We start from the raw sequence: 25,939 nt of genomic DNA, 5'->3' as shown, positions 1-25,939 counted from the left end.
GCACACCATTATTAACGCGGTTTAAGTGATCGGTAAAGTAAACCAGAACCGTGAACCAACATTTGGTTCACCGATTACCCAAATTACACCACCATGCGCCTGTACTATTTGACGACAAATATACAGACCTAAACCAAGACTTAACGATCGCCGATTTAGTTGATGCTGATTCTTTCCTTGGGCATATAGCTCAAAGAGATGTTCACTTTGCTCATTATTCATCCCTACACCATTATCAGCAACTTCACAAAGCATCATATTCTCATCATTGATCTGTGCCGAAATAGTCAACTTCAGATTGGGAGGATTATGTTTAATGGCATTCGCAATCAGATTTTGGAAAACTCGACAAATATGAGCGGCATCAATCATTGCGAGTGGTAAATCAGAGGGAATCTGAAGTACTATTTCTGTATCTTCTTTTTCTAGAATTCCTTGGAGATCATTGAGAGAGGCTTGAATCACTGTGTCGATCATCACAGGCTCAGGGTGGGTTATAATCCCGTGGACATCATTCACATGGGACTCTAATAAAGAATTAATGAGTGCTAATTGGCGATCGCCACTTTGACGCATACGTTCTAGCGTTGTTTTGGGCAAGAGAATGTGATTCTCATAGGTATTACCAGTTTGCATCAAATGCTCAAGTACCATAATTAATCCCGTAACAGGATTACGTAAATCATGGGAAACTGCGTGGAGAAAAATAGTTAACGCCTCTTCAGCACGCTTGCGTTCAGCAATTTCTGTTTGCAGTTCGATATTTTGTAATTCAATAGTTTGACGTTGTTTAGCAATCATTAAATGGGTCCGAATTCGCACTAATACTTCTTCATGCTCAAAGGGCTTAGTTATATAGTCCACTGCCCCCAAGGATAAACCGCGCACCTTATCTACTGTTTCCGAAAGTGCCGTCATAAAAATAATGGGAATCTTCTCCGTTTCTGTATTTGCCTTAAGACGCTGGCAAGTCTCAAATCCATCAATTCCGGGCATCATCACATCCAGCAAAATTAAATCTGGCTTAACATATTTAATTTGCTCGATCGCACTTTCACCATCAGTTGCTACTAGCACCCGCAGCCCCACATCCCGCAGCAAGTTAACTAATACACTTAAGTTAGTGGGGTTATCATCAACAACTAGGACACATCCTTCTAGTGCATGACAATTTGAAAATTCCGCAGTCTTATCTGTATTTTTATTAGTAACTCTTGACAGGCGATCGCTCATAAAAATTTGTCAGCAACTAGGCTAGATTATGGCAGTTGTAAGTCAAGCATACAATGATGACAAGATTTATGAGATTAGGATGAGCGACATTTAGCTTAATCTCCATAGATTTCTAGCAATATAGCAATCCTAAATGGTTTGTGGAAGCGCACCCCTTCGGGGTGCGCTTCCACAAACCCAAAAATCTACAAATGATTTAGGACTGCTATATATACCTACCATATTAGGCAAGAGATATAAGCATTAACAACCAAATCCAGTGAACTGCCTCACTTCTGGTTCATGAAATGCCAAAACTATATCCTCTTTGGGTACGCCCATTTCCAATAGCTGATTGGCAATACCAGTATCTGTACTATCGTGCTGAATCCAAATCTTGTCATCTTTGATATCAAGATGTAAGACACATCCAAAATCACGTTTGTTATTACGCCAGCCAACCCGAAGCAGTTGATAATGATCTCTCTCAGTATCAAAGATAGTTTGTACTTCATATTCTGAAGAGATCTTGTTCTTAGAAGAACGGCGAGACTTTTCTAGAAGAATATTTTGAATATATTGCCTATATTGATTAATTGATTGATTTACAACCATTTGACAATCTCCTGTTCTGAAACATCGTAGATAACTAGGCTCAACTGATATTTGCGGATCGCAGATTGAATAAATCTTTTTTGAAAAAAACTTTCATAAACAGGTAGACGTACTGCTAGATACAAGTGACGTTCTGGCTCAGTTAAGGCAAGTGCATCTCTATAATTTAAGAATTGTCCTAATGCTGTGTGAAAATCCGAAATATTTGATGGGCTGATAAAGCTTTTAATCTCTACAGCAATTTTTTGATTGTTTCTAGTTGCTGCTAATACTTGCTCTGCGGCTAGATCAATCTCAAAATCAACACCTTCGACATTAATTTCATAGGGATCATCTGTGATTTGCCAACCTTCTTTTTCTAAGGCTAATCTAACTACAGCATGAAATTTATCTTTTGCCATATTTATGTTGTTTCCACAAACAACTCTTTAAGCTTATCATGCCTCCCTAACACCACGTAAAATTGGGTTTAATATTGTAAACAGTTAAACTGCAAATAAACTGCAAAACTTTTATGAATATCCGCATTGGTAATGGTTATGACCTCCATCGACTCGTTAGCGATCGCCGTCTAATCCTTGGTGGCGTGGAAATCCCCTATGAAAAAGGGCTACTGGGACATAGCGATGCCGATGTGTTAACCCATGCGATCATGGATGCCATGCTAGGAGCACTTGCCCTCGGTGACATTGGGCATTATTTCCCACCCTCTGATCCCAAATGGGCAGGAGCCGATAGCATTATGCTATTGCAACAAGTTCAGGAGTTAATTGGCGCACAGGGCTGGCGCGTGAATAACCTTGATGCGATGGTGATTGCTGAAGCCCCTAAACTCAAACCGCATATTAAAGCAATGCGCGATCGCCTGTCGCAAGCGATGAATTTACCCATTGATTGCGTTAGTGTCAAAGCAACCACCAATGAGGGTCAGGATGCGATCGGACAAAAGGAGGCGATCGCGGTTCATGCAGTCGTGTTGTTGGTTAAAGGTGAATAGCTGTTAGCTGTTAGCTAACAGCTTGTTGAGGTCTTAGTGTTTATTTTTTGAGGAAAGATGGCGATCGTGAAAAGAAGTATGCAGCAGCGAGCTAAGGTGAAACAGTGGAAAGCATTGATATTATTGCTGATCATCAGCATATGTTCGCTGCTGCTTTGGGGTTGCTCCATCAAATCCGAAGTTCTCAAAGATCGCTTGGTAGTCCCGATTGATAGTGATATCAAAACTTTTAATCCGATTTTAATTAATGATGCTTACAGTGGTATTGCGATCGGCTATACATTAACTGGGCTGATTACCGAAAATGCGATTACTAAGGATTTAGATCCTGAACTGGCGGAGAAATGGGAATTTCAACAGGATGGCAAACAACTTATTTTCACGCTACGCCCAGATCTGAAATGGTCAGATGGAAAACCTCTCACTGCCGATGATGTTCTATTCACTTTCAATGACATTATTTTCAATGAGAAGATTCCTTCAGGCAGTCGTGATGTTTTGCGAATTGGGAAATCCCAAACCCTACCGAAAGTTGAGAAGTTAGATGATCGCCGCATTTCTTTCTTCATGAATGAACCTTTTGCCCCAGCCTTACGAACTATTGGTGGCACAGGTATTTTGCCCAAACATATTTTTGCGCCCACATTGACTGAACGACCAAGTGACCAAAAATTACAATTTTTAGAAACATGGACTTTGGCTACACCTGTTGAGAAGCTAGTAGGCAATGGTCCCTATCTGATTCAGGAATATCGCCCGTCGGAACGGCTCATCTATAAACCTAATCCTTACTATTGGAAGAAGGGAACTCCCTATATTGATAAATTTGTGATGCAGATTGTAGAATCACCTGACACAGCACTGTTGCGATTTCGTTCAGGTGATCTAGATATGTATCGTTTGCGAGGGGAAGACTATCAACTCCTTAAACGTTTTGAAAACCGCGATCGCTACAAAATCTATAATGCGGGACCTGCGACTGGTCAAGCGTTCATCATGTTTAACTTGAATAAGGGCAAAGATCCCAAAACCAATCAGCCCTTTGTCGATCCCATCAAAGCCAAATGGTTTAATGATGTCAATTTTCGTCGCGCCGTGGCATATGCGATTAATCGTGAAGCAATGATTACGAATCTCTCTCGCGGTTTAGCGCAAACGCAAAACTCACCTATTTCTATTCCCAGTCCCTATTTCCTCCCTCCTGACAAAGGACTCAAGGTATATGACTATCAACCTGAGAAATCGAAGGAAATTCTGTTAAAGGCTGGCTATAAATATGAGGCTGAGCAATTGCTAGATGCTCAAGGTAATCCAGTACGCTTTACCTTGATGGCTCCTACGGGTGGTAGGGTTGCGATGGGCGCACAAATCAAAAACGATCTCGAAAAAATTGGGATGAAAGTAGATTTTAATCCCGTCGATTTTCGGATTATTACGGAGAAACTGGATAACTCTAAGCAATGGGATGCCACATTACTAGGCTTTACAGGTGGTGCAGAGCCAAATAGTAGCATTAACCTTTGGGCAACCGATGGGGATTCGCATCTCTTTAACAAAGGTCCTGCGGGTGATGAAAAACCTTTCCCTGGAAGAGAAATTGCTGATTGGGAACAAAAGATTCATGATCTGATGATCAAGGGCGCTCAAGAACTTGATGAAACTAAGCGCAAAGAAATCTATGCCGAATATCAGCAATTAGTACAGGAGCAATTACCACTAATCCATTTAACGGTTCCACTGTACTTAGTAGCTGTGCGCGATCGCGTAGAAAATGTCCAGCCCTCAGCCCTCGCTGGTAGTACTGGGGTCACGGGTGCATTATGGAATTTGGAGCAGCTAAAACTGAAACCCTAACAGATAAAAAGAGAGTCCAAACTGTTTGTGGACTCTCTTTTTATTAGAGTGGCGGCGCTTCGCGCCGCCACTCTATATTTTATCTGGGACGTACTTTGGTGACTTGGCGAGTGGAGAGATCGCTCTCGTCTAGAATTTGTTTGACCTGAGGTTGTGATAGCACGATCTGGACATCAGCAACTAAGCGATCGCCCCAGAGGTTTTCCACTAAATAGGACACCTTGCCATAGCGCGGATCAATTTTCATCGCTTGCACTGCTAACTGAATCGCCTTCTCGCGATCGCCTTTGCGGTAAAAAGCTGTAGCGAGGGCAAGGGTTGGCTCAGCTGCAAGGAACTCAACCTTTTCCGCTTGCTTGAGGGAGTTTTGCCATTTGGTGATCGCTTGATCGATATTGCCACGCTCATATTCAACTAGACCAATATTGTTGGTAGCTGCCCAAAACTTGTTATCAAGGTTGAGCACATCATTAAAAGTCGTGACCGCTTCATCGTAGCGTTTTGTCAAAAAGTAAGCATTGCCTAGATCGAACATCGCTGAAGCGGCTTTGGGTTCAATAGTTAAGCCCTTTTTTAGGTTGCTAATCGCTTCGGGATAGCTTTTGTTACGAAGATAGGCAGCCCCTAGACTAAATAAGATTGTCGGTTCATCTTTCTTGAGCGTATTTGCTGTATTGAGGGCAGCGATCGCCTCTGCGTATTTCTCTTGACGGAGGTAAATGCTTCCCAGAATCCCTTGAGTCTGGTAGGCTTTGGGCGCTAATTGCGCGGCTAGACGCGCACGGGGTAAAGCCAAATCATACTGCTCAAACTGAGCAAGTTGTGCTGCTTCCCTTGCCAAGTTGAGCGCCTGCTCTTCTAGATTGCCAAAGTTGATCCGAGTCGTATGGGGTAGAAGGGCTTGAGCGAGTAGTGGAGAGGCTCCAACGCTAACAGAAGCAAGAATTGACAGCAACCAAATTCGATAACGCACAGGTATAACTCTTACCAATTGTGGATGTAATGTATTTCAAATGATAGCGCTTCTTTATCAAAACCGTACTTAGACAGATTGCCCAAAAGATTTAGAATGGCGGCGCAAAGCGCTGCTATTCTAAACTATCTAAATCGGATTTGGTATGAGACGTTTTTTTGAGTAGCGATGCTTGCTAGAATAACTCTAGAATTTTGTTCGATTAATTAATCATATTTAAGATAACTGCTATGGATTTTGTAACTTCTGCCTTGTCGAGCATCAACTTTCAGCTAATTTTCCAATTAACCAGCCTAGCTTTGATCGTGCTATCTGGTCCCGTCATCATCTTCTTGTTATCTGCTAACAGTGGCGACCTTTAATTTTCGTTAATGCAACAAAAAAGCCTCGCGTTGCGAGGCTTTTTTGTTGCATTAACGCGAGTTCGGGATAATTTGAAACGGGCTTTGATAGAGGCTTTGCGTAGCAAACCCTCTATCAAAGCCCAAAAGTAAAAGCCGTGCTATGCACGGCTTTTACTTTTGGATTTTTAAAATTTGCCAGCTTATAGTTGTTTTAAATAATTTGCAGAGGGGCTTCGACTCCGCTCAGCCATTGGTGTAAGCTAGCTGAGCAAAGTCGAGGCTGTAGTTCTTATTTGAATTATCTATAACTCGAACTGACATTAAATACAGCGCAACGAGCTGTATTTATGTGGTAGCGATCGCGATACGTTTGGAAATTTGGGTGACAAAATCGAGGAAAAAGCGATCACTTTGAAGCGATTTAAAGGTCTTTTGACATAAGTTTTGTAAAGCATTGCTGGCTGCGGGAGTCGTAATAGCAGTTTCGGGTTGTTGTTCTAGATATTCCACAAAGCTCATGCCACCGATATGGGTCAAGTATGCCGCAGTCACAGCCTGCATCGAGCCACCGATCGCATAGGTGATTGCATTGACCTTAAAGCAAGAAGCGATCGCAGAAGTCGCAATCTCAATGCAACCGAGTTGTAATAGCTGCTGCGCGATCGTCGTTGCCAATTGCTGCGCCTGTTTAAAATTTAAGGGTCGATCATAAATTTTGGCGAGGTCGAGCAACATTTGTGTATTAATTGCTGCGCCTGCTAATAAATCAAGGGCAGGAATTGGATTCGCAAAAACTGTAGTCGCCGCAATAATTTGGTAGCGATTAATAATTGTATGGGCATCTTGGCGACGCTCTTGATTGATCGTGCCATTGATTTCCTGTAGCAAGCTTTGGATCTGGAGATGGGTATTTTGAATCAGCAAATCTTCCCACTCATTAGACAAAATCGTTTCAATCCGCTCTTTCAAAGCTGCTACATCAGGCGGTACATTTTCCCACCATTCTTGCGTTGCTTCATGGCTGGCTGAAGCTTCGGCATTGGCATATTGACGGACTTTAATTGGACTGGGGTTTGCCGCGATCGCTACAACGTCAGTTGCGGCTAAAAATTGTTGAGTACGCGCCTTGAGTTGATTGATCACATACTCGCGATCGCTGGGTAAATATAAATCAGTTTTATTAAAGGCAAGAATGACCCGCTTACCTAAACTCGCAAGGCGATCAAGTTCGCGGTATTCCGTATTAGTCAAATCTCCTGCGGTGACAAATACCATCAGATCAGCATTTTGCGCTAGTTTAATTGCCTCTAATTCACGCTGCTGACCCATCTCACCCATTTCCTGAATCCCTGATGTATCTAACAAGGAAACTTGGCGCTTAATCTTTTCGGTATGAATTGGGGTAATGCCGACAGGCGAAAAATCAATACCTTGATAGCCATACTCTTCACGGGTGATCGTTGTGCCAATAGTTGCCGCAGTTTTACCTGCCTTGCGTCCCAACAAAGCATTAATAACTGAGGTTTTCCCTGCGGAACCTGTACCGAAAACCACGATCCGAAAGTTGTTTTTTTGTAAATTGCTGGTGATTTGCTGCGCTTGTTCGTTTAAAGCTTCACGTCTACTGATATTGGCAATTTTAGCGATCGTCTTTTGAGCCTGTCGCAATTCTTTAAATAAAAAGCTGCGATCGATTACTATTGGCTCCTCAATGACCGTTGCTAAACTCTGACGCACATTTACAAACAGCAATGTCCCGCCAACCATCAGGGTACTAAGGCTCAGTAAGTGCCAATCATGTTCCAGCGAAAATAGTGCATTGGCGATCGCGGCAACACTAACTATTCCTACACCGATAAACAAACTTTTACGAGACAAGACCATGCGCGAGTTCAGCATTCACAACGTACTCTTTTACAGTTTCATTACAAGCGTCAGATGACAATAAATGATTCTAGGTGATTTTTAAACAACTTTCGTGTTTTTTGCGCTAAGGGCTGTGCAGTAAAATAAAGAACCAATTTTTTGTGGTACAGCTTTGCTGTACCACAAAAAATTGGTTCTTTATTAACTAAGCACATGCTCAACGGAACGAATATATTTTTGATTGGAATGATGGGTGCTGGCAAAAGTACCATCGGTAAGCTTTTAGCGCAAAAAGTACATTACAACTTTGTGGATACAGACCCACTCATTGAGCAATGTGCAGGTAAATCAATTCCCGAAATCTTTGCCAATGAGGGGGAAGATAGTTTTCGGGATCTCGAACAGCAGATCCTCTCGCAAGTATCGGCATATACCCGCTTAGTGGTTGCCACTGGTGGCGGCATTGTCATGCGATCGCTGAATTGGTCACATTTACATGACGGGATTGTGGTATGGATCGACGTACCCGTAGAGGTTTTGTACGATCGCCTCAAGACTGAATCTGAGCATCGCCCCCTATTACAAACAGAAGATCCTTTACAACGCCTCAATGATATTTACGAGCAAAGGCGCGATCGCTATGCCCAAGCCGACATCTCGATTATGGTCAATGCCAATGAAACCCCTGAAGCCGTTAGCGATAGGCTTTTCGACATGATCTTAAATCGCCTTGAGCCAGATCGTCTTAAACATGATCATTAGTATCATGCCCATTAACATCGTCAAGCCCCAAAGGCATTGCGGTATGAAGCGCCACGATTCTTTCATGAAAACAATTTTGGTGTTTCCTTAGCCAAGGTTCCTGAAAACACCAAAATTAGTTTTGTGAAAACCAGCCTAAGGTTAGCTTTCGCAAAACTAATTTTTATAATGAGAATTGCTGTCTTAAGCCACTGGGTTTGCGATCGCAATCTGAGGGATGCTAGTATAGCGTTTTCAGTTTGACTAAAAGCGGCTTTGCGTAGTCTAAAAGCAAAAACTATGCAAGTGGAACAAGAGCGCTTGGATTAACATCAAGACTCTTAAAGTTGGGACTAACCGAAAATCTTAGTGCTGATATGACACAATCATCCCCTTCTCGCATACCATCCATAGACACCCACGCGACGATTGATGTGATTGCAGAGAGTGAATTTCCACCTGCCAAGCACAGCAAGCCTTCCCCAGCTTCATCTTTCCAAGAAAGTTCTGCGCCTTCTAGTGCCTTGGTTGTGACCACGGGCGGTAATTTCGCCTCGGTACTAGCGCCACTAACTCCCGAAAAGTTTAGCCAAGTTGTTAACGATGTTGAGCAACGCCTGCGGATCGTCAATCAAACCCTCGGAATGCTCAATACCGATTTTGACGTGATCCTTGACGAAATGCTCCAAGCAATTCGCGGCAAAATAGGTGAATTGCTCTCAGCCGATCGCACCACCATTTTTTTACTAGATGCCGACAAGAATCAACTCTGGACGAATGTACCCAGTGAAGACGGCAAAAATATTGAAATTCGCATTTCTACGGAGCCGACCAGCATTGCGGGTGAGGTGGCTACCTATCGTAAAACTGTTAATATTCCCTTCGACTTTTTTGATGATCCGCGATCGACTCAAGCTAAGAAACAATTTGAGCGCACGGGCTACCGCACCTATTCCATGCTGGCGATGCCCCTATTAAATGACAACGATCAATTAGTAGCTGTAGTCCAATTAATCAATAAGTTACAGATCAGTGATCCTTCAATTCCCCTCGAAGATCGGGTGGATAATGTTGGCTTTACAGAAGAGGATCAAGCCCTATTTGCCCAATTTGCGCCATCGATGCGCCTCATTTTAGAAAGCTCACAGGCTTTTTATTCTGCTGCCCAAAAACAACGTGCTGCGGATGCCTTGATGAAAGCCGCCATGTCTCTAGGACAAAGTTTGGATCTAGAGGCAACCTTGAAAAAGGTGATGGATGAAGCCAAGCTCTTAATGAATGCCGATCGCAGTACTCTATGGCTTATCGATCGCGATCGCAATGATCTTTGGACACAGATCGTCAATCACGATGGTACGACTAAGGAACTGCGTGTACCAATGGGCATCGGCTATGTGGGGCGCGTGGCAATTACAGGGGAAGTATTGAATATTCCCTTTGACCTGTACGAACATCCCGATGCGGATAATTCCAAAAAATTTGACCAAGCTAACGGTTATCGCACCTGTAGTCTGCTTTGTATGCCAATTTTTAACTCAAATAAGGAGTTAATTGGAGTCACGCAGCTAGTTAATAAAGTACAACGTGGCGATTTTCCTGAATATGATCCCATCACTTGGCCAGCAGCTCCCGATCGCTTTAAGGCAAGCTTTAACAGTAACGATGAAGAATTCATGAAGGTCTTCAACGTGCAAGCTGGGGTAGCGTTAGAAAATGCCAAACTATTCGCCAAGGTGAAGCAAGAGCAGCAAATGCAAAAGGACATTCTGCGAAGCCTATCCGATGGTGTGATCTCCACTGATAAGCATGGCAAAATTATTGCCGCAAATGAACGCGCCTACGACTTGCTGGGTGTGGGTAATACTTCCCTCGAAGGGCGATCGGTTTATGAACTAATTGACATCGAGACTGCCAACTTTACCAAGTGGTTTGAAAATAGCTTGGCAGGTAGTGATGATAAATCGCGGAAACAATATTATCCTGACCAAACTCTCCGCTCTACTGACGGTGAGCAACACAGCATCAATATCTCCATCAATACGATGTCAGAGGGTGATGAGGGTGAAGGTGTGCGTGGGGCACTGGTGGTAATGGAAGACATCAGCCAAGAAAAGCGGCTCAAGAGCACCATGTACCGCTACATGACCCAAGAGCTAGCGGAACAGCTCTTAGCGGGTGGTGATGCCAAGATGGGAGGCGATCGCAAAGAAGTTTCCGTACTCTTCTCTGATATTCGGAGCTACACTACCTTAACTGAGTCCCTCGCCGCCGAAGATGTGGTGCTAATGCTCAATGAGTATTTTGAAACCATGGTGGAAGCGGTCTTTAACTATAAAGGCACGCTTGATAAGTATATCGGTGATGCGATTATGGCGGTATTTGGCTCGCCTTTGCCTATTCCTGATCATGCTTGGATGGCTGTGCAAACTGCGATCGATATGCGCCATCGCCTCCAAGAGTTTAATGTCAAGCGGATTGAGAAATTAAAGCCCAGAAACCAAAAAGAAATCGATATGGCGACGATCAAGATCGGCATCGGGATTAACTCCGACACCGTGATCAGTGGCAATATTGGCTCCACCAGACGGATGGAATTTACTGCGATCGGCGATGGTGTCAATCTTGGTTCCAGACTAGAGGGAGCCAGCAAGCAATATGGCACGGATGCCATTATTAGCGAAACTACTTATAAACTTTGTGGCGATCGCATCTGGGTACGCGAACTTGATCGCATCCAAGTGAAAGGCAAAAATCAACCCGTCAGCGTTTTTGAATTAATCGGTTTAAAGTCAGATCCAATTGGTGACATTCAATCGCAAATCATCGAGCATTATCATACAGGGCGAGAACATTATCTCAATCGTAGATTTAGTAAAGCTATGGCTGAGTTTGCCGAGGTCTTAGAACTCGATAAGAGCAATAAGGCAGCAAATATTCATATCACCCGTTGTCAACACTTCTTGCTGAATGCTCCTGAAGATGATTGGGACGGAGTATGGAGACTGACGGAGAAATAAGTTAATGGCAAAAAGTAATCAAAAGATCGTAGTTATACTCATCGCCTTTTTCCTGATCAGTGGGTTGGCACTTGTAAGCTACTTTCTATTTCAACAAAAGACAGGCAATCCTCCTTTAACCCCAACTAGTGAAGTATCTCCTACTCCCAAGTCAGAACAAGATACTAAGGCGCAATCTTTTGTGAATAGTGGTAATGATAAGGTCGCTAAAAAAGATTACAAAGGGGCGATCGCAGACTGGAGTGAGTCTATTCGTTTGAATCCTGAGTATTTTCTTTATTACCAGAAGCACGATATTGCCCAAAAGGAAAAAGGAGGAGATCCAGTCGTTGCTGATTACAAACAAGCCATTAGCCTCAAACTGGATGATGCTAAAGCCTACTGCGATCGCGGCTTAGTGAAGTACACCCTAGGTGATTATCAGGGCGCACTCGAAGACTGGAATGAAGCAATTCGACTTAAGCCTGACTTTTCGCTTGCCTACTACAATCGGGGAGTCGTGAGATATGCGTCAGGCAACATGAAAGATGCGATCGAGGATTATAACGAAGCGATCAAAATTGATCGTAACTGGGGGATTAGAGGTCTTGCTGCCGCTTACTACAATCGCGGAATTGCCAAATCAGGGTTAAAAGATAAGCAAGGTGAAAAAGCCGATTTAAAGAAAGCGGCGGAACTTTTTAAGCAACAAGGCAATAGCGAACAATACAACATGGCAGTCAAGGCTCTTGAAAAGCCTTAGCTATTCCTGCAATGCTTAGAAATTAAGCGAGGTACAAAGGTTTGTTGACCCGCCTTCGGCGGGTCAACAAACAAAAACAAAGAGATGAGTGGCGGCGCTTCGCGCCGCCACTCATCTCTGCGATAGGATACTATAGAAGGCTAGGCAAGCATTTAACCATTATTGCCCACTCAACATTAAGTATATTTACTCAGGCAAAAGTGCGTGCAAGCATTAGACCCACAAGAACTATATCCGTTTTCACTTGACCAGTTTCAACTACAGGCGATCGCCGCCTTGCAAGCGGGTAAGTCGGTCGTCGTTTGTGCGCCCACTGGTTCAGGAAAAACCCTTATCGGTGAGTATGCCATTCATGCAGCATTGGCTGGTAATCGCCGCGTTTTTTATACTACACCGCTCAAAGCGCTCTCAAATCAGAAATTACGGGATTTTCGCCAACAGTTTGGTGACGATAAGGTGGGGTTATTGACAGGTGACTTATCGGTTAATCGTGACGCGCCGATTTTAGTGATGACTACTGAGATTTTTCGGAATATGCTCTATGGTACGCCAATTGGTGAAGTGGGAACATCACTGACGGATGTGGAAGTAGTGGTTCTCGATGAATGTCACTACATGAATGATCGCCAAAGAGGAACAGTTTGGGAAGAATCAATCGTTTATTGTCCCGCAGAAGTCCAATTAGTAGCCCTTTCAGCAACGGTAGCAAATAGTCAACAATTAACGGATTGGCTGAACAAAGTTCATGGAAAAACTGAGTTAATCTATTCTGATTTTCGTCCCGTTCCCCTCGAACATTCTTTCTGCAATAGCAAAGGGTTTTTCCCTCTATTAGATAGTTCCAATCAAAAGATTAATCCTAGACTAAAGCCTCTCACAAACAAACCACCAACTAAAGAAGAACGACATAAAATTGTCCCTACGATTGGAACTGTTGTTTCTCATTTACGGCAGCGTGATATGTTGCCTGCAATTTACTTTATCTTTAGTCGTCGCGGCTGTGATAAAGCGATTACAGAATTGGGAAATGTTTCCCTCGTTAATGCCGAAGAATCACTGCGCCTGAAACCTCAAATTGATGCTTTTATCGCAACCAATCCCGATATTGGCAAACCTTTACATATTGATGCCCTCTATCGTGGTATTGCCGCACATCATGCAGGAATTTTACCCGCGTGGAAAGGATTTGTTGAAGAACTATTTCAACAGGGATTGATTAAAGTTGTCTTTGCTACAGAGACTTTGGCGGCGGGAATTAATATGCCAGCACGCACGACGGTAATCTCTAGCATCTCTAAGCGTACCGATCGCGGACATCGATTACTTACCGCTTCAGAATTCCTGCAAATGGCAGGTAGAGCAGGACGTAGGGGCATGGATGAGGTGGGCTATGTCGTCACTGTGCAAACGCCCTTTGAGGGAGCCAAGGAAGCTGCCCATCTTGCCACCTCCAGCGCCGATCCCCTTGTAAGCCAGTTCGCTCCTAGCTATGGCATGGTGATGAATCTCTTGCAAACCCATTCCCTTGATCAAGCTAGAGATCTGGTAGAAAGAAGCTTTGGTCAATATCTTGCTGACCTCAATCTGGCTCCACAAATCCAGAATTTAGAAGCAGTAATTGAACAAATTGCGAAATTAGAGAAAGATTTAGCCCATGTTGATTTAAAACAATTGGAAGCCTATGATAAATTGCGCGATCGCCTCCGTGAGGAAAAGCGACTACTCAAACTTCTCGCCCAACAGGCAGAAGAAACCCGTTTACATGACTTAGCATCCTATGCGCCCTATTTATTGTCAGGTTCACCTCTGACCATTCGCACCAATAAGGGCTTGATCGTACATACGGTACTAGCCGCCAAGGTGCAAGGCTCTGGGCAGTTCCCTTGGTTTGTCTGCCTTGGTCGCGATAATCGCTGGTATGTAGCAGGTTATAAAGATATTGTCTTAGTCGGCAGTGATTTATTACTAGATGGAGATATTGCATATCCCGCCAAGTTAGCATTGCGTCCCGGACAATCAATTGATGGTGATGAGACCAGCTTGGCGATCGCGCAAACCATTACTCCACTACCACCACCAGAGTTAGCTCCCGAAGTTCTGCAACAACAGGCAAGAGTTATAGCGATCGAATCTGAAATGGATCGTCATCCTGTTTCTAAAATGAGCGATCGCGGCGCTGTCTTCAAAAAAGTTAATCGACTCGAACAGTTACAACGCCAAATCGAATTTCAGCAAAAGGTGGTCAATGATCGCCGCCAAAGGCATTGGCAGGAGTTTATGAGCTTAGTCAATATTCTTCAAGCCTACGGATGTCTCCAAGAAACCCAGCCCACCGATGTTGGTCAAGTCGTGGCAGCTCTGCGTGGTGAAAATGAACTTTGGTTAGCCTGCGCCTTACTTTCAGGAGAGCTAGACCATCTTGCCCCCCACCATCTTGCCACGGTCTGTGCTGCGATAGTCAGTGAAAACAGCCGTCCTGACAACTGGATTAAGTTTGGCTTATCGCCAACGGTTGAGGATGCCCTTGATGGTTTGCGCGATCGCCGCCGTGAGTTAATCCAAGTCCAGCGTCGTCATTTAGTGGATATTCCTGCATGGCTAGATTATGAACTAACAGGACTTGTTGAGCAATGGGCATTAGGAATGGAATGGATGGAACTATGCCAAAACACCAATCTTGATGAAGGTGATATTGTCCGTCTGATGCGGCGCACCATTGATCTACTCTATCAAATCCCCCATGTTCCCCACTTGCCAACGGAAATGTATCAATCTGCGAAGCAAGCTGCTCAACTTATAGACCGCTTCCCAGTTAATGAGGTAATTTGATGATAAATTTGCTTAGAATATTGATTAATCAATAATGCCAAGATCATCGTGACTGAACTATTTCTAAATCCTGAGATTCAATCGAGAGTAGCAGAACTGCGGAAGATTTTGCAACGGGCTAGTTATGAATATTATGCCCTTGATGCTCCCACGATGGAAGACTCAGTTTACGATGCGCTCTACCATGAATTGCTAGATCTCGAAAAGCAATATCCACAGCTAATTACCCCCGATAGCCCCACCCAGCGCGTCGGTGAAAAGCCTGTGAGCCAATTCGTCTCAGTTCAGCATCACGTTCCACTTTATAGCTTAGAAAATGCTTTCACTACCGATGATGTGAACTCATGGCAAGAGCGTTGTCAAAAAGGATTAAATCTTGAGAAACAAATTGCGTCGCAATCTGTTTCTCAAATGGAATATGTTTGTGAATTAAAGATTGATGGATCAGCGATCGCCTTAACCTACGAGCAAGGCATACTCGTGCGTGGCGCAACCAGAGGTGATGGTGTATCAGGGGAAGATATCACCACCAATATTAAAACCATTCGTTCCATTCCCTTAAAGCTTAATTTAGAAAATCCTCCCGATCGCTTAGAAATTCGGGGGGAAGCATTTCTGCCGATCGCAGTTTTTGATGAGATTAACCAAGAGCGATCGCAACTGGGAGAATCCCTCTTCGCTAATCCTCGCAACGCCGCCGCAGGTACATTACGCCAACTCGATTCACGCATCGTCGCTAAACGCCGCCTCGATTTCTTTGCCTATACTATTCATTTCCCAGAAGCTAAATCTGACTCATCTGATTCTGCAATAACAGAACTACCCTTATTTAATCTTCCCTCCTCTCCCGATACTAATCATCCAGATTTTGCTTTGCAAAATCTGGATGATATTTCTTCCCAATGGCAAGCTCTAGGATTTCTGCAACAAATTGGATTTCGGGTCAATCCTAATAAAAAGCTCTGCAAATCCATTCAAGAACTACAGGACTATTATGACCATTGGGCAACCGCACGCCATGACCTGCCCTACATGACCGATGGCATGGTGATTAAGCTCAACTCTTTCCCCCAACAGGAGCGCTTAGGCTTCACGCAAAAAACACCACGCTGGGCGATCGCATGGAAATATCCTGCCGAAGAAATGCCTACGGTCATTGAAGCTGTCACTGTCCAAGTGGGGCGCACAGGAACTCTCACTCCCGTTGCCGAACTGCGTCCCGTTCTCCTTGCGGGGACGACAGTCTCTAGGGCAACTTTGCACAATAGCGATCGCCTCGCGGAACTAGATTTACATATCGGTGATACTGCGATCGTCCGCAAAGCTGGAGAAATCATCCCTGAAGTGGTGCGAATTTTGCCTGAACTGCGTCCCTATCGCGCCACCCGTTTTGTAATGCCCACCCATTGCCCAGAATGTGGTCAGCCCGTTCTCAAGCCTGAAGATGAAGCCGCAACCCGTTGTATTAATCTTGAATGTCCTGCGATCGTGCGGGGGGCGCTAGAGCATTGGGTGAGCCGTGAAGCTCTGGATATTAATGGCATTGGTGAGAAATTAGTTAAACAATTAGTTACGGAAAATCATGTTAATTCTGTTGCCGATTTATACACACTCACTAGCGAACAATTGCAAACCCTCGATCGCATGGGACAAAAATCTGCTGACAAAATTATTGCGGCGATCGCTCAGTCCAAAAACAAACCTTGGGCGCGAGTCCTCTATGGCTTAGGCATCCGTCATGTGGGTAGCGTCAATGCCCAAACCATTGCCGACAATTTCCCCAATGTGGAGTTATTGGCAAGTGCGAATAAAGAAGCGATCGCTTCTATCTTTGGCATCGGTGAAGAAATCGCCCAATCCATTTATGACTGGTTCCGTAAAGACATCAATCAGCATTTAGTGGAATGCCTTCAGAGCACAGGCTTACAGTTTATGAGTGCGCCGAAAGAAGGCAAAGCGATCGCGCTCAATCCCAATATTGCAGGCAAAACCTTTGTGGTGACAGGTACATTACCAACCCTCAAACGTGATGAAGCTAAAGACTTAATCAAATCCGCAGGTGGTAAAGTCACGGATTCTATTAGTAAAAAGACAAATTATCTAGTAGTTGGTGCAGAGGCTGGCTCCAAACTCGAAAAAGCCCAATCTCTAGGTGTGACCTGTATCTCAGAAGAGGAACTGCTACAATTATTAGGATAGGCGACGCAAAGCGCCACCTATCCTAAAGCAATTTCTGACTAAACGAACCAAGAAATTTTTTAAAAGTGTTGCTGAGCAACACTTTTAAAAAATTTCTTGGTTTAGGGTTGAGCGCAAAGCGCTTTAATATAATGGATGAGAACCGCGTAAATATGATTGAATTTGCAGTTAATGGCACTTTGATGCGAGGTTTGGAATTAAATGGGAACTTACAGAAAGTTGGTGCTACCTTTATCAGAGAAGATATAACTGCCCCCATTTATCGGCTTTGGTCGATCCGCGATCGCCATCCCGCCATGCTTAGAGTTAGCGAAAACGGACAAGCGATCGCTTTAGAAATCTGGTCAATTACTCCTGCTGCCCTTGGGGAAATTCTCTTGTCAGAACCTGCGGGGTTATGTATTGGCAAAATTATTCTGGCAAGCCAACAGGAAGTATTAGGCGTTTTAGGCGAACCATTCCTATGTGAAGAACAGAAGGAAATAACTGCCTATGGTGGTTGGCGAAGTTATACAGCATCAAAATAAAAGGAAAGGCTTTGCAAAGCAAAGCCTTTCCTTTTATTTTGATGCATTGGGTTACAGCGAAAAGCAACGCGATTTTGATTCTTAGTATTACAATTGAGTTTGAATGGTTCGATCACAGCAAATGTCAAACATAACCTTAACAACAGAGCAAACCCAAATCAAAGAAAAGGTAGTTGTCGGCTTATCGGGCGGCGTGGATAGTTCTGTTGCCGCAGCCCTATTACATCGTACAGGCTATGATGTCACAGGCTTAACGCTGTGGTTAATGCGTGGCAAAGGACAATGCTGTTCTGAAGGAATGGTCGATGCCGCACGTCTATGCGAAGAATTAGGCATTCATCACGAAATTGTCGATAGTCGTGATGTCTTTGAAGAAAATATTATCAATTATCTCGTTACTGGCTATGCGGCAGGCTCTACACCTCTGCCCTGTTCACGCTGTAACAAAGCCGTGAAATTTACCCCCATGATGACCTATGCCCGTGAAAAATTGGGCATCAACAAAATTGCTACGGGACATTATGCCAAGCTCAATTTCAATCCCGAATCGGGACGCTATGAACTACGTCGTGCCATTGACAATACTAAGGATCAATCCTATTTTCTCTATGAAGTCGGACAAGAGGAGTTAAGCTGCTGTGTTTTTCCTCTAGGTAATACCACTAAAGTTGAAACTCGCAAAATTGCTGCTGAATTTGGCTTAGCTACTGCCGAAAAGCCCGAAAGTATGGATCTCTGTCTTGTAGAAGCTAATGGCTCTATGAAAGCTTTTCTCGATAAATATCTCACACCTGTCCAAGGCAAAATTGTTGATACAAATGGCAATGTATTGGGTGAGCATGATGGCACATATCATTACACCATCGGTCAACGCAAAGGTTTAGGTGTAGCGGCGGCAAATCCTCTTTATGTGATTGCCCTTGACCCGATTAAAAATGAAGTGATTGTTGGCGATCGCTCTGAAGCCCATGATAAAGAATGCACAATCAATCAAGTTAACTGGGTATCGATGGCTCCTACTGATATCCCTTTCCATGCGGACGTACAAGTCCGTTATCGTACTGTGCCTGCGGGGGCAACGGTAATTCCGCTATCAGGAGATCGCGCCCGCATCGTCTTTGATGAGCCTCAATTTAGCATTACCCCCGGACAAGCAGCCGTCTTTTATCGAGATGACTTGCTGCTCGGAGGCGGACTGATCGAGTCCAAAATCTAAACAAAAAAACTTGCTTTGCAAGTTTTTTTACATCCTAAAAAATGAGAGGCAGCGCTAAGCGCTGCCTCTCATTTTTTAGGATGCAGTAGGTACAAATTGTTTGCGTAAGGAATTCAGGCGGCGCTTGGCAGTTTCATTTTTTTCGTCCAAAACTAGCACCTGCTCATACATCTCGATCGCTTGAGGCAATAACTTTTTCTTCTCATAGGCATGACCAAGATTATTGATTGCAGTGATATAGCCAGCCTGTAAAGCGATCGCCTCTTTGTAATTTTTGATTGCTAGATCATACTGATCTTGAGAAAAATAGGAAAATCCTAACGCATTGTAGACTTCAGGAAGATTGTCACCACCTTCTTTGATTGCCTTATTAAATAAGGTAATAGCTTGAGCATAAAGCTTTTTGCGTAAATATACGCTACCCAGTTGGTAATAGTCTTCGGGTGTCCCTTTTTCTTTTTGCAGCTTAGGTTGCAATTCAGAAATAACATTTTCTAAGCTACGGGCTTTGAGAATCTGGCGGATAACTAACCAGCTAACCCCTGCTAAGAGCAGGACTAACGCCCCAAGGTATGCGATCGCTAATGTACTATCCATAGTTTTATATATCAGAATAAATTTTGTCTATCATTGCACTCTAGCAATTTCTTGAGACGGTTTAAAAAGTAATTTTTAACAAATTACTCTCAAAATGTCACATTCTATAGCAGTAGACAGTTTTATAAACTCAGAAGAGAGTTGCGACGCTTCGCGTCGCAACTCTCTTCTGAGTTTTACAGCGTTTTTCACTATAGATTGGATTACTGAATTTACAAGACTTAATCTCAAACAAATTCTACAGCTTAAATGCTAAGAGAGACAGCGCTTTGCTCCACCTCCCTTAGCACTACCCCAATTTTTTAGACGATGATATTTTTCAACTGATTGCCAAAAATTTGACTTTCAGTGTATTATAATAAGCCGTGAATTTGTTTGGGCTAGTAGCTCAGTTGTATAGAGCAATCGCCTTCTAAGCGATCGGTCGATGGTTAGAGTCCATCCTAGCCTGTTCCTTCAATTCATTACATTTAGAGACTGACAAGGTTACCCCATCAGTCTCTATAGCCATTTTGGTAATGGGTCATTTAATGAGCATATCGGCGTTGCACATATAAAATCTTTACTCCGCAAGGCTTTTACTTTTGGGCTTAAGGTTTGCGTAGCAAACCTTAAGCCCATTTCAAATTATCTCGAACTCACGTTAACTAACTCAAGAATTGCTATTAATAGCTAAAGCTCGTTGCAGGCGAGGCAATGCTAAACCTTTGCGATGGAGAAGTACAAAGGTAGGCAAAATTTCGGGACCATGTAGATCGCCAGTGAGGGCAGCCCGTAATGACTTCATTACCACACCTTTCTTTACACCCTGTGATTTGGTGACAGCTTTAATAATTTCCCCAGCGCTATCCGCATCTAAATCTGAAGTTTCCTTTAGCGCATCAATCAGAGCCGTGATAATACCTGCGATCACCTCACCTTGGAGAGTCGTTTTCGCTTCATCGGTATAGTCTTCAAAGTCCGTAAAGAAGAACTTGCTAATTGTTGCCGCATCAGTGAGCAAGGTTAAACTAGGGGCAATCAGTTTTGTGAGATCAAGTAACCATTGACGATCTACGGATGTCAAGTCATAGCCAGATTCTTTGAGAAAGGGAGTAAGGCGATCGCAAACATCTTCAGTCGGTAGAGAATGTAAATATTGGCTATTAATCCAATTGAGCTTATCCCAGTCAAATCTAGCACCTGCTTTATTAACGCGATCAAAACTGAAGATTTGCGATGCTTCTTGGATCGTAAAGAGTTCTTTTCCATCGGAAGGCGACCAACCAAGTAGAGCCATGTAATTATTAAAGGCTTCGGGAATATAGCCCATGTTCCGAAATTCCCAAACGGAAGTCGCACCATCACGTTTAGAAATTTTCGCACCTTGCTGATTGAGAATCAGAGGTGTATGTCCAAACTGAGGTGGAGTTGTACCGAGAGCTTCGTAAATTAGAATTTGCTTAGCAGTATTGGCAATATGGTCTTCCCCACGAATGACTTGGGTAATCTGCATATCGATATCATCCACAACCACCGCAAAGTTATACAGAGGCAGCCCAATCTTTCCTTGATCATCAACACGAGCAATTACCATGTCACCGCCGAGATCGCTGCTGCTCCAAGAGACAGTACCGCGTACGAGGTCATTCCATGCGATCGTGCGTGGTTCCTCAATAATGAAACGAATTACAGGACGACGACCTTCGGCTTCAAAGGCTTGACGTTGCTCATCAGTAAGATGGCGATGGCGATTATCGTAGCGAGGAGCTTGTTTATTTGCTTTTTGAGCTTCCCGCATGGCATCTAGCTCAGTTTCTGTGCAATAGCAGAAATATGCTTTCTTTTCATCGAGGAGCTTTTGCACTGTAGCAATATAGCGATCGCTGCGTTGGGTTTGAAAGAATGGCCCCTCATCAAAATCAATTCCTAACCAAGCCAAACCTTCCAAAATATTTTGAGTATATTCATCCTTAGATCTTTCGCGATCGGTATCTTCGATCCTGAGAATAAATGTCCCCTTGTGGTGACGGGCATATAGCCAATTAAATACAGCCGTGCGGGCAGTGCCTATATGTAAGTTACCCGTAGGACTTGGTGCAATACGAACTCGAACAGACATGAATTTGTAAACGTTATAAAATCCGATTATCCTTCATTCTACGGGGTTCTACAAGAGATCTAAAAAAAGGAGCGCCTAGCGCTCCTTTTTTTAGTTAGTCTTCATCATCGAAATCATCGTCATCTTCTTCATCGTCATCATCATCGAATTCCACATCATCATCTACTAGCTCATCATCAAAGCTGCGACGGCTACGAGGCTTATCAATGACACGGATTGGCTCGATGCGAGGCTCAATGATTTGATAATTACGGGCAGTATTATCATCAATGATTACATCATCCGCTTCTTCGTCATAGCCAAGATCTGGCTCATAGCCAGTATCCACATCAACGATAGGCGTATCGTAAGCATTGAAGCCTGTACCCGCAGGAATCAGACGACCGATAATGACGTTTTCCTTGAGACCACGCAACCAGTCAGACTTACCTTCGATCGCTGCTTCCGTGAGAACACGAGTAGTTTCTTGGAAACTCGCTGCCGAGATAAAGCTGTCGGTATTCAAACTTGCCTTGGTAATACCCATCAATACAGGCGTGTAGTCCGCAGGTGCGCCACCCGTAATTTCCATCGCTTCGTTGATTTGCTCAACTTGATGGAGTTCTACAAGTTCCCCTGGTAGACGAGTGGTGTCGCCACCATCCTCGATGCGTACCTTGGAGGTCATCTGCTTGACGATTACCTCAATGTGCTTATCGGAAATATCCACACCCTGAGATTGGTATACCGATTGGACTTCGTTCATTAAGAACTCTTGTACCTTCTGTAACCCAAGGAGTGCCGCTTGACGCACGCCAAGGGATTCCTTATAGGCATGGAAGTAAATGTCGAGAATGTCATGGGGATTTGCGGGACCATCGGTAATTGCTTCACCCGCCAAGACCTTTTGACCATCGGAGATAATCACACTCTGCCCCGCATTGAAGGAATAGTCATCATCCAATGTGCCATCATCGCCAAGAATCTTGACTTCAGGATTATCATCGGAATCATAGGTAACTTGAGCAGTACCAGATGTACGGGCAAGTACGCACATTTCCTTAGGCTTACGGGCTTCGAGCAGTTCTTCAATTCGAGGTAGACCTTGGATAATGTCCCCTGTTTTTGCACGCTCAAATACCAGTAGCGCAATGTTGTCACCCCGTTGTACGAGGTCAGCATCATGGATTTGCAGCAATGCGCCGGGGGACACGAGGTAAGGACGACCGATACGGAAGACAACCTTGCCATCTTCAACTTTGAGGACTTGACCTGATTCTTCGGTAATTACACCTGCGCCAATTTCGTCACCTGCTCTTAGCAAATCTCCAGGTTGGACACTGGGGCTAGGACAATCGGTGGTAATGCAATCAGCTTCAGTAACTACGAGCAAGCGGCGTACTACTTCCGAGCCTTGGCGAATACCGCGAATTTGTCCCGCACGTTTGCAAAGAATTTCGGTACGAGCGACAACTGCCCCGGGGTCAATGCGATCACCATCATTTACAAGCAGACGGGTGCGCGAGTTGCTATGGGCAGGATCGCCAGAGGTATCTTGACGAATCACGAGGGATTCAAGAATTACCAGTTGCAAACGCAAGCTACCGGGGTCTTTGTCGTTAGGAATAAACTCGATATCGGCTGCCAATTGAGGCGCATCGGTATCAACTTCTAACAACAACTGAGTTTTGAGTAACTCAACGCTATCGATCGCCTTAACGCGATCGCCATCCTTATAGGGAATGCGTTGCACAGCCCGCAACCCGATGGAACGACCTTCTTGGTTTACCGACTCTTGGCTAGGAACCGTAGGAACATCAGGTACTTGGTATTCTTCTACTGGACGCAAAAGCAACGCAGGTCCTTCTGTGGAATCCAAATATTCCACATAGCGCAATTCAGGTGAAACCAATCCGGGCATGATTTCTGTGCCGGGGTAAGCCAAAGAGCCATTCTTTTGCATCGCTGTTTGCGGATCATCAACCAAGTGCAAATCCCCTGGTTTAATCACGATTTCGCGCAAAATATCATTCTTTTGGAAGACTTCGACAACACCTGCGGTTTGGCTGAAGATATCCTTCACAACTTCCGTACCAGCTTCGATAAACTGGTTTTCTTCGACCATCAACAACGAAGCATCCTTGTTGACTTCATGGGTTTCCTCAGGAATCCAGAGCAAAGTACCGCCCTTGACGACCTCATAGCCCTGTTTGCCCTTGCTGCGCTTAGCAACTTCCACACCTGCAAACTTGATAATACCGCCACTCTTGGTGTGGTAAGTATCATCAATCAGCTCTGCAACTACCTGATTATTGGTTAGCTTAGTTCCAGGGGAAGCCTTGAGGGAGAAGCTTTGACCACCTTGAGTTTCGAGAACATAATGTTCACGACCTTGATAGCTTTCTTCCTTCACGATCGCCTGATCAAGCACTACCGAAGCCGTAATAATTTCCACTTCGCGATTATGGCGGCTGTCTTCTTCGCTGAGACGTACCACACCACCATGTTCAGTAATCAAGCGAGTTTCGGCTAAAACATCACCTTCAACGACTTGTTGTTCATTCTTGACAGTTGGCTCAGCACCGGGGGGCAAGTTATAAACTTCGCCAGCCAAGACCCAAACCCGACCTTTTTCACCACGAGCTACATAACTGGTGTTACCTTGACGGTCTTTCTTTTCTTCGATCGCCAGATCAGAGAATAAGACTTCACCTGCTAAACCAGTGTTGAGAGCCTTAGTTGCCTTCTCTGTAGTCTTACGTGCAGTCCGACCTGTAGCCGCAACCTCAGCCATTAACTGACCTTGAGTTACCTTCTGACCATCACTAACTAAGAGAGTCGAACCTTGGGTGACCGCATATACACGCTTACCTTCAGAGCTTTCTAAGGTGAAATCGCCATTCGCTTCCACGATAAATGCATCTTCACCGTGACGGGTACGCATGGGGCGAACTTTCAGCTTTTTGCTATACTTAACAACACCATCATGGGGAGCTCGTTGTTGTTCCGCAACTTCCCCAGTAAATACACCACCAGTGTGGAAGGTACGCATGGTTAGCTGTGTACCAGGTTCACCGATGGACTGTGCGGCGATAATCCCTACAGCTTCACCAATATCTACTAGTTCGGCGTGAGCCAAGCTCCAGCCATAGCACATTTGGCAAACCGATCGCGTCGATTCACAGGTAAATGCCGAGCGGACACAAACTTCTTCAACACCAGCCTTTTGCACTGCCAAGGAGAGATCTTCAGAAATCTCTTGGTTCCGCATGACGATCACTTCGCCAGTCTTCGGATCAACGATATCTTCGGCAGCGACACGACCAAATAGGCGATCAGAAAGCTTAATTAAGGTCTTCTCCCCATCACGCATTGCTTTTAGACGAATGCCACGAGTAGTACCGCAATCATTTTCCCGAACGATCACATCCTGCGATACGTCTACTAGACGACGGGTGAGGTAGCCAGAGTCTGCCGTCCGTAGTGCTGTATCTACCAGCCCTTTACGTGCACCGTAGGAAGAAATGATGTACTCGGTAACTGTCAAACCTTCACGGAAGTTGGTTTTAATTGGTAAGTCAATGATTTCCCCTTGAGGATCTGCCATCAAGCCACGCATACCGACTAGCTGACGCACCTGCGAGATATTACCCCGCGCTCCAGAGAAAGCCATCATGTAAACGGAGTTAAGAGGGTTATTACTCTTAAAGTTTTTCACCACCTCATCCTTGAGGTTCTCGTTAGTCACGTTCCATGTATCAATTACTTTTTGGAAACGTTCTACCTCAGTAATTTCACCTCTGGTATAACGACTTTCAGTTTCTTCGATTTCCTGTTCTGCTGCTGCTAGCAAAGCCTTCTTACTGGCAGGAACTTGTAAATCCTCGATACTGATCGATACTCCTGCCTGAGTTGCATAGCGAAAGCCTAACGCTTTCAATTGGTCAGCAACGTTAGCAGCGCTAGTAGTTCCATAATGGGTAAAAGCCCAAGCAATCAGCTTTTTTAGCTGTCCTTTGTCAATGGTACGGTTAATAAAGCGTTGAGGCTTCTTTTCTTCAGGCGAATCCGTGTTGCTAATCGTGAAATCTGCCATGGTATTAAGCTATTAAATAATCTTGTAATTAGTT

General features: G+C 44.3%; 18 protein-coding genes and 1 tRNA gene. 11 read left to right on the top strand and 8 right to left on the bottom strand.

What is annotated here, in order from left to right:
- Positions 1-21: 21 nt before the first annotated feature.
- The 3 genes from HC246_RS18560 to HC246_RS18550 form a co-directional block, all read right to left on the bottom strand.
- Complete coding sequence (locus tag HC246_RS18560; RefSeq protein ID WP_169364934.1) at positions 22-1,233, bottom strand: hybrid sensor histidine kinase/response regulator; 1,212 nt, start codon at positions 1,231-1,233, stop codon at positions 22-24.
- Between the two features lie 243 nt (positions 1,234-1,476).
- Positions 1,477-1,827, bottom strand: a complete 351-nt coding sequence (locus tag HC246_RS18555; RefSeq protein WP_169364933.1) for a XisI protein — start codon at positions 1,825-1,827, stop codon at positions 1,477-1,479.
- Positions 1,818-2,228 carry a XisH family protein gene (locus HC246_RS18550; protein ID WP_169364932.1) on the bottom strand — a complete coding sequence of 137 codons (411 nt, stop codon included), beginning with the start codon at positions 2,226-2,228 and terminating at the stop codon, positions 1,818-1,820. The genes HC246_RS18555 and HC246_RS18550 overlap by 10 nt, the downstream gene beginning before the upstream one ends.
- A gap of 113 nt (positions 2,229-2,341) precedes the next feature.
- Between HC246_RS18550 and ispF the strand changes: the two genes are divergently transcribed.
- Both ispF and HC246_RS18540 read left to right on the top strand, forming a co-directional pair.
- Complete coding sequence (ispF, locus tag HC246_RS18545; protein WP_169364931.1) at positions 2,342-2,824, top strand: 2-C-methyl-D-erythritol 2,4-cyclodiphosphate synthase; 483 nt, start codon at positions 2,342-2,344, stop codon at positions 2,822-2,824.
- Between the two features lie 57 nt (positions 2,825-2,881).
- Entirely contained in the window at positions 2,882-4,678 is a 1,797-nt protein-coding gene (locus HC246_RS18540) for an ABC transporter substrate-binding protein (RefSeq protein WP_169364930.1), read from the top strand.
- 79 nt (positions 4,679-4,757) lie between these two features.
- Here the strand turns inward: HC246_RS18540 and HC246_RS18535 are convergent, their stop codons facing one another.
- Positions 4,758-5,651: a tetratricopeptide repeat protein gene (locus HC246_RS18535; RefSeq protein WP_169364929.1), complete on the bottom strand. Its 894-nt coding sequence runs from the start codon at positions 5,649-5,651 to the stop codon at positions 4,758-4,760.
- Positions 5,652-5,881: 230 nt separating this feature from the next.
- On the opposite strand from HC246_RS18535, the gene psb30 reads away from it, so the two are divergent.
- Positions 5,882-6,013 carry a photosystem II reaction center protein Ycf12/Psb30 gene (gene psb30 / locus HC246_RS18530; protein WP_169364928.1) on the top strand — a complete coding sequence of 44 codons (132 nt, stop codon included), beginning with the start codon at positions 5,882-5,884 and terminating at the stop codon, positions 6,011-6,013.
- Between the two features lie 327 nt (positions 6,014-6,340).
- On the opposite strand, the gene HC246_RS18525 is transcribed toward psb30, so the two are convergent.
- On the bottom strand, positions 6,341-7,894 hold the full coding sequence (locus tag HC246_RS18525; RefSeq protein ID WP_169364927.1) for a YcjF family protein: 1,554 nt from the start codon (positions 7,892-7,894) through the stop codon (positions 6,341-6,343).
- A 180-nt stretch (positions 7,895-8,074) separates the two neighbouring features.
- On the opposite strand from HC246_RS18525, the gene HC246_RS18520 reads away from it, so the two are divergent.
- The 7 genes from HC246_RS18520 to mnmA all read left to right on the top strand — a co-directional run bounded on the left by HC246_RS18520 (position 8,075) and on the right by mnmA (position 19,132).
- Positions 8,075-8,623: a shikimate kinase gene (locus HC246_RS18520; RefSeq protein ID WP_169364926.1), complete on the top strand. Its 549-nt coding sequence runs from the start codon at positions 8,075-8,077 to the stop codon at positions 8,621-8,623.
- A gap of 356 nt (positions 8,624-8,979) precedes the next feature.
- A complete protein-coding gene (locus HC246_RS18515) occupies positions 8,980-11,619 on the top strand; it encodes an adenylate/guanylate cyclase domain-containing protein (protein WP_169364925.1) in 2,640 nt (879 codons plus the stop codon).
- Positions 11,620-11,623: 4 nt separating this feature from the next.
- Entirely contained in the window at positions 11,624-12,361 is a 738-nt protein-coding gene (locus HC246_RS18510) for a tetratricopeptide repeat protein (protein ID WP_169364924.1), read from the top strand.
- A gap of 204 nt (positions 12,362-12,565) precedes the next feature.
- A complete protein-coding gene (locus HC246_RS18505; RefSeq protein ID WP_169364923.1) occupies positions 12,566-15,190 on the top strand; it encodes a DEAD/DEAH box helicase in 2,625 nt (874 codons plus the stop codon).
- Between the two features lie 48 nt (positions 15,191-15,238).
- Positions 15,239-17,389, top strand: a complete 2,151-nt coding sequence (gene ligA / locus HC246_RS18500; RefSeq protein WP_169364922.1) for an NAD-dependent DNA ligase LigA — start codon at positions 15,239-15,241, stop codon at positions 17,387-17,389.
- 152 nt (positions 17,390-17,541) lie between these two features.
- Positions 17,542-17,916 (top strand): allophanate hydrolase-related protein, encoded by a 375-nt coding sequence (locus tag HC246_RS18495; protein WP_169364921.1) that lies wholly within the window; start codon positions 17,542-17,544, stop codon positions 17,914-17,916.
- 121 nt (positions 17,917-18,037) lie between these two features.
- Positions 18,038-19,132 (top strand): tRNA 2-thiouridine(34) synthase MnmA, encoded by a 1,095-nt coding sequence (gene mnmA, locus HC246_RS18490; protein ID WP_169364920.1) that lies wholly within the window; start codon positions 18,038-18,040, stop codon positions 19,130-19,132.
- Positions 19,133-19,207: 75 nt separating this feature from the next.
- On the opposite strand, the gene HC246_RS18485 is transcribed toward mnmA, so the two are convergent.
- On the bottom strand, positions 19,208-19,729 hold the full coding sequence (locus HC246_RS18485) for a tetratricopeptide repeat protein (RefSeq protein ID WP_169364919.1): 522 nt from the start codon (positions 19,727-19,729) through the stop codon (positions 19,208-19,210).
- A gap of 377 nt (positions 19,730-20,106) precedes the next feature.
- On the opposite strand from HC246_RS18485, the gene HC246_RS18480 reads away from it, so the two are divergent.
- Positions 20,107-20,180, top strand: a tRNA-Arg gene (locus tag HC246_RS18480).
- Positions 20,181-20,381: 201 nt separating this feature from the next.
- On the opposite strand, the gene gltX is transcribed toward HC246_RS18480, so the two are convergent.
- Both gltX and HC246_RS18470 read right to left on the bottom strand, forming a co-directional pair.
- Entirely contained in the window at positions 20,382-21,830 is a 1,449-nt protein-coding gene (gene gltX / locus HC246_RS18475; protein WP_169364918.1) for a glutamate--tRNA ligase, read from the bottom strand.
- Between the two features lie 94 nt (positions 21,831-21,924).
- A complete protein-coding gene (locus HC246_RS18470; protein WP_169364917.1) occupies positions 21,925-25,905 on the bottom strand; it encodes a DNA-directed RNA polymerase subunit beta' in 3,981 nt (1,326 codons plus the stop codon).
- Positions 25,906-25,939: the final 34 nt, after the last annotated feature.

It is taken from the genome of Pseudanabaena yagii GIHE-NHR1 (assembly GCF_012863495.1).
GTDB classification, from domain to species: Bacteria; Cyanobacteriota; Cyanobacteriia; order Pseudanabaenales; family Pseudanabaenaceae; genus Pseudanabaena; species Pseudanabaena yagii.
This window is presented reverse-complemented; position numbering and strand designations above follow the sequence as displayed.

Excerpts from the sequence above, each read along its gene's own strand:
- HC246_RS18485 (WP_169364919.1), bottom strand. The coding sequence starts at position 19,729 with ATGGATAGTACATTAGCGATCGCATACCTTGGGGCGTTAGTCCTGCTC.
- psb30 (WP_169364928.1), top strand. The coding sequence starts at position 5,882 with ATGGATTTTGTAACTTCTGCCTTGTCGAGCATCAACTTTCAGCTAATT.
- HC246_RS18470 (WP_169364917.1), bottom strand. The coding sequence starts at position 25,905 with ATGGCAGATTTCACGATTAGCAACACGGATTCGCCTGAAGAAAAGAAG.
- HC246_RS18510 (WP_169364924.1), top strand. The coding sequence starts at position 11,624 with ATGGCAAAAAGTAATCAAAAGATCGTAGTTATACTCATCGCCTTTTTC.
- HC246_RS18515 (WP_169364925.1), top strand. The coding sequence starts at position 8,980 with ATGACACAATCATCCCCTTCTCGCATACCATCCATAGACACCCACGCG.
- ispF (WP_169364931.1), top strand. The coding sequence starts at position 2,342 with ATGAATATCCGCATTGGTAATGGTTATGACCTCCATCGACTCGTTAGC.
- gltX (WP_169364918.1), bottom strand. The coding sequence starts at position 21,830 with ATGTCTGTTCGAGTTCGTATTGCACCAAGTCCTACGGGTAACTTACAT.
- HC246_RS18495 (WP_169364921.1), top strand. The coding sequence starts at position 17,542 with ATGATTGAATTTGCAGTTAATGGCACTTTGATGCGAGGTTTGGAATTA.
- HC246_RS18540 (WP_169364930.1), top strand. The coding sequence starts at position 2,882 with ATGGCGATCGTGAAAAGAAGTATGCAGCAGCGAGCTAAGGTGAAACAG.
- HC246_RS18550 (WP_169364932.1), bottom strand. The coding sequence starts at position 2,228 with ATGGCAAAAGATAAATTTCATGCTGTAGTTAGATTAGCCTTAGAAAAA.
- HC246_RS18520 (WP_169364926.1), top strand. The coding sequence starts at position 8,075 with ATGCTCAACGGAACGAATATATTTTTGATTGGAATGATGGGTGCTGGC.
- HC246_RS18555 (WP_169364933.1), bottom strand. The coding sequence starts at position 1,827 with ATGGTTGTAAATCAATCAATTAATCAATATAGGCAATATATTCAAAAT.
- HC246_RS18525 (WP_169364927.1), bottom strand. The coding sequence starts at position 7,894 with ATGCTGAACTCGCGCATGGTCTTGTCTCGTAAAAGTTTGTTTATCGGT.
- mnmA (WP_169364920.1), top strand. The coding sequence starts at position 18,038 with ATGTCAAACATAACCTTAACAACAGAGCAAACCCAAATCAAAGAAAAG.
- HC246_RS18560 (WP_169364934.1), bottom strand. The coding sequence starts at position 1,233 with ATGAGCGATCGCCTGTCAAGAGTTACTAATAAAAATACAGATAAGACT.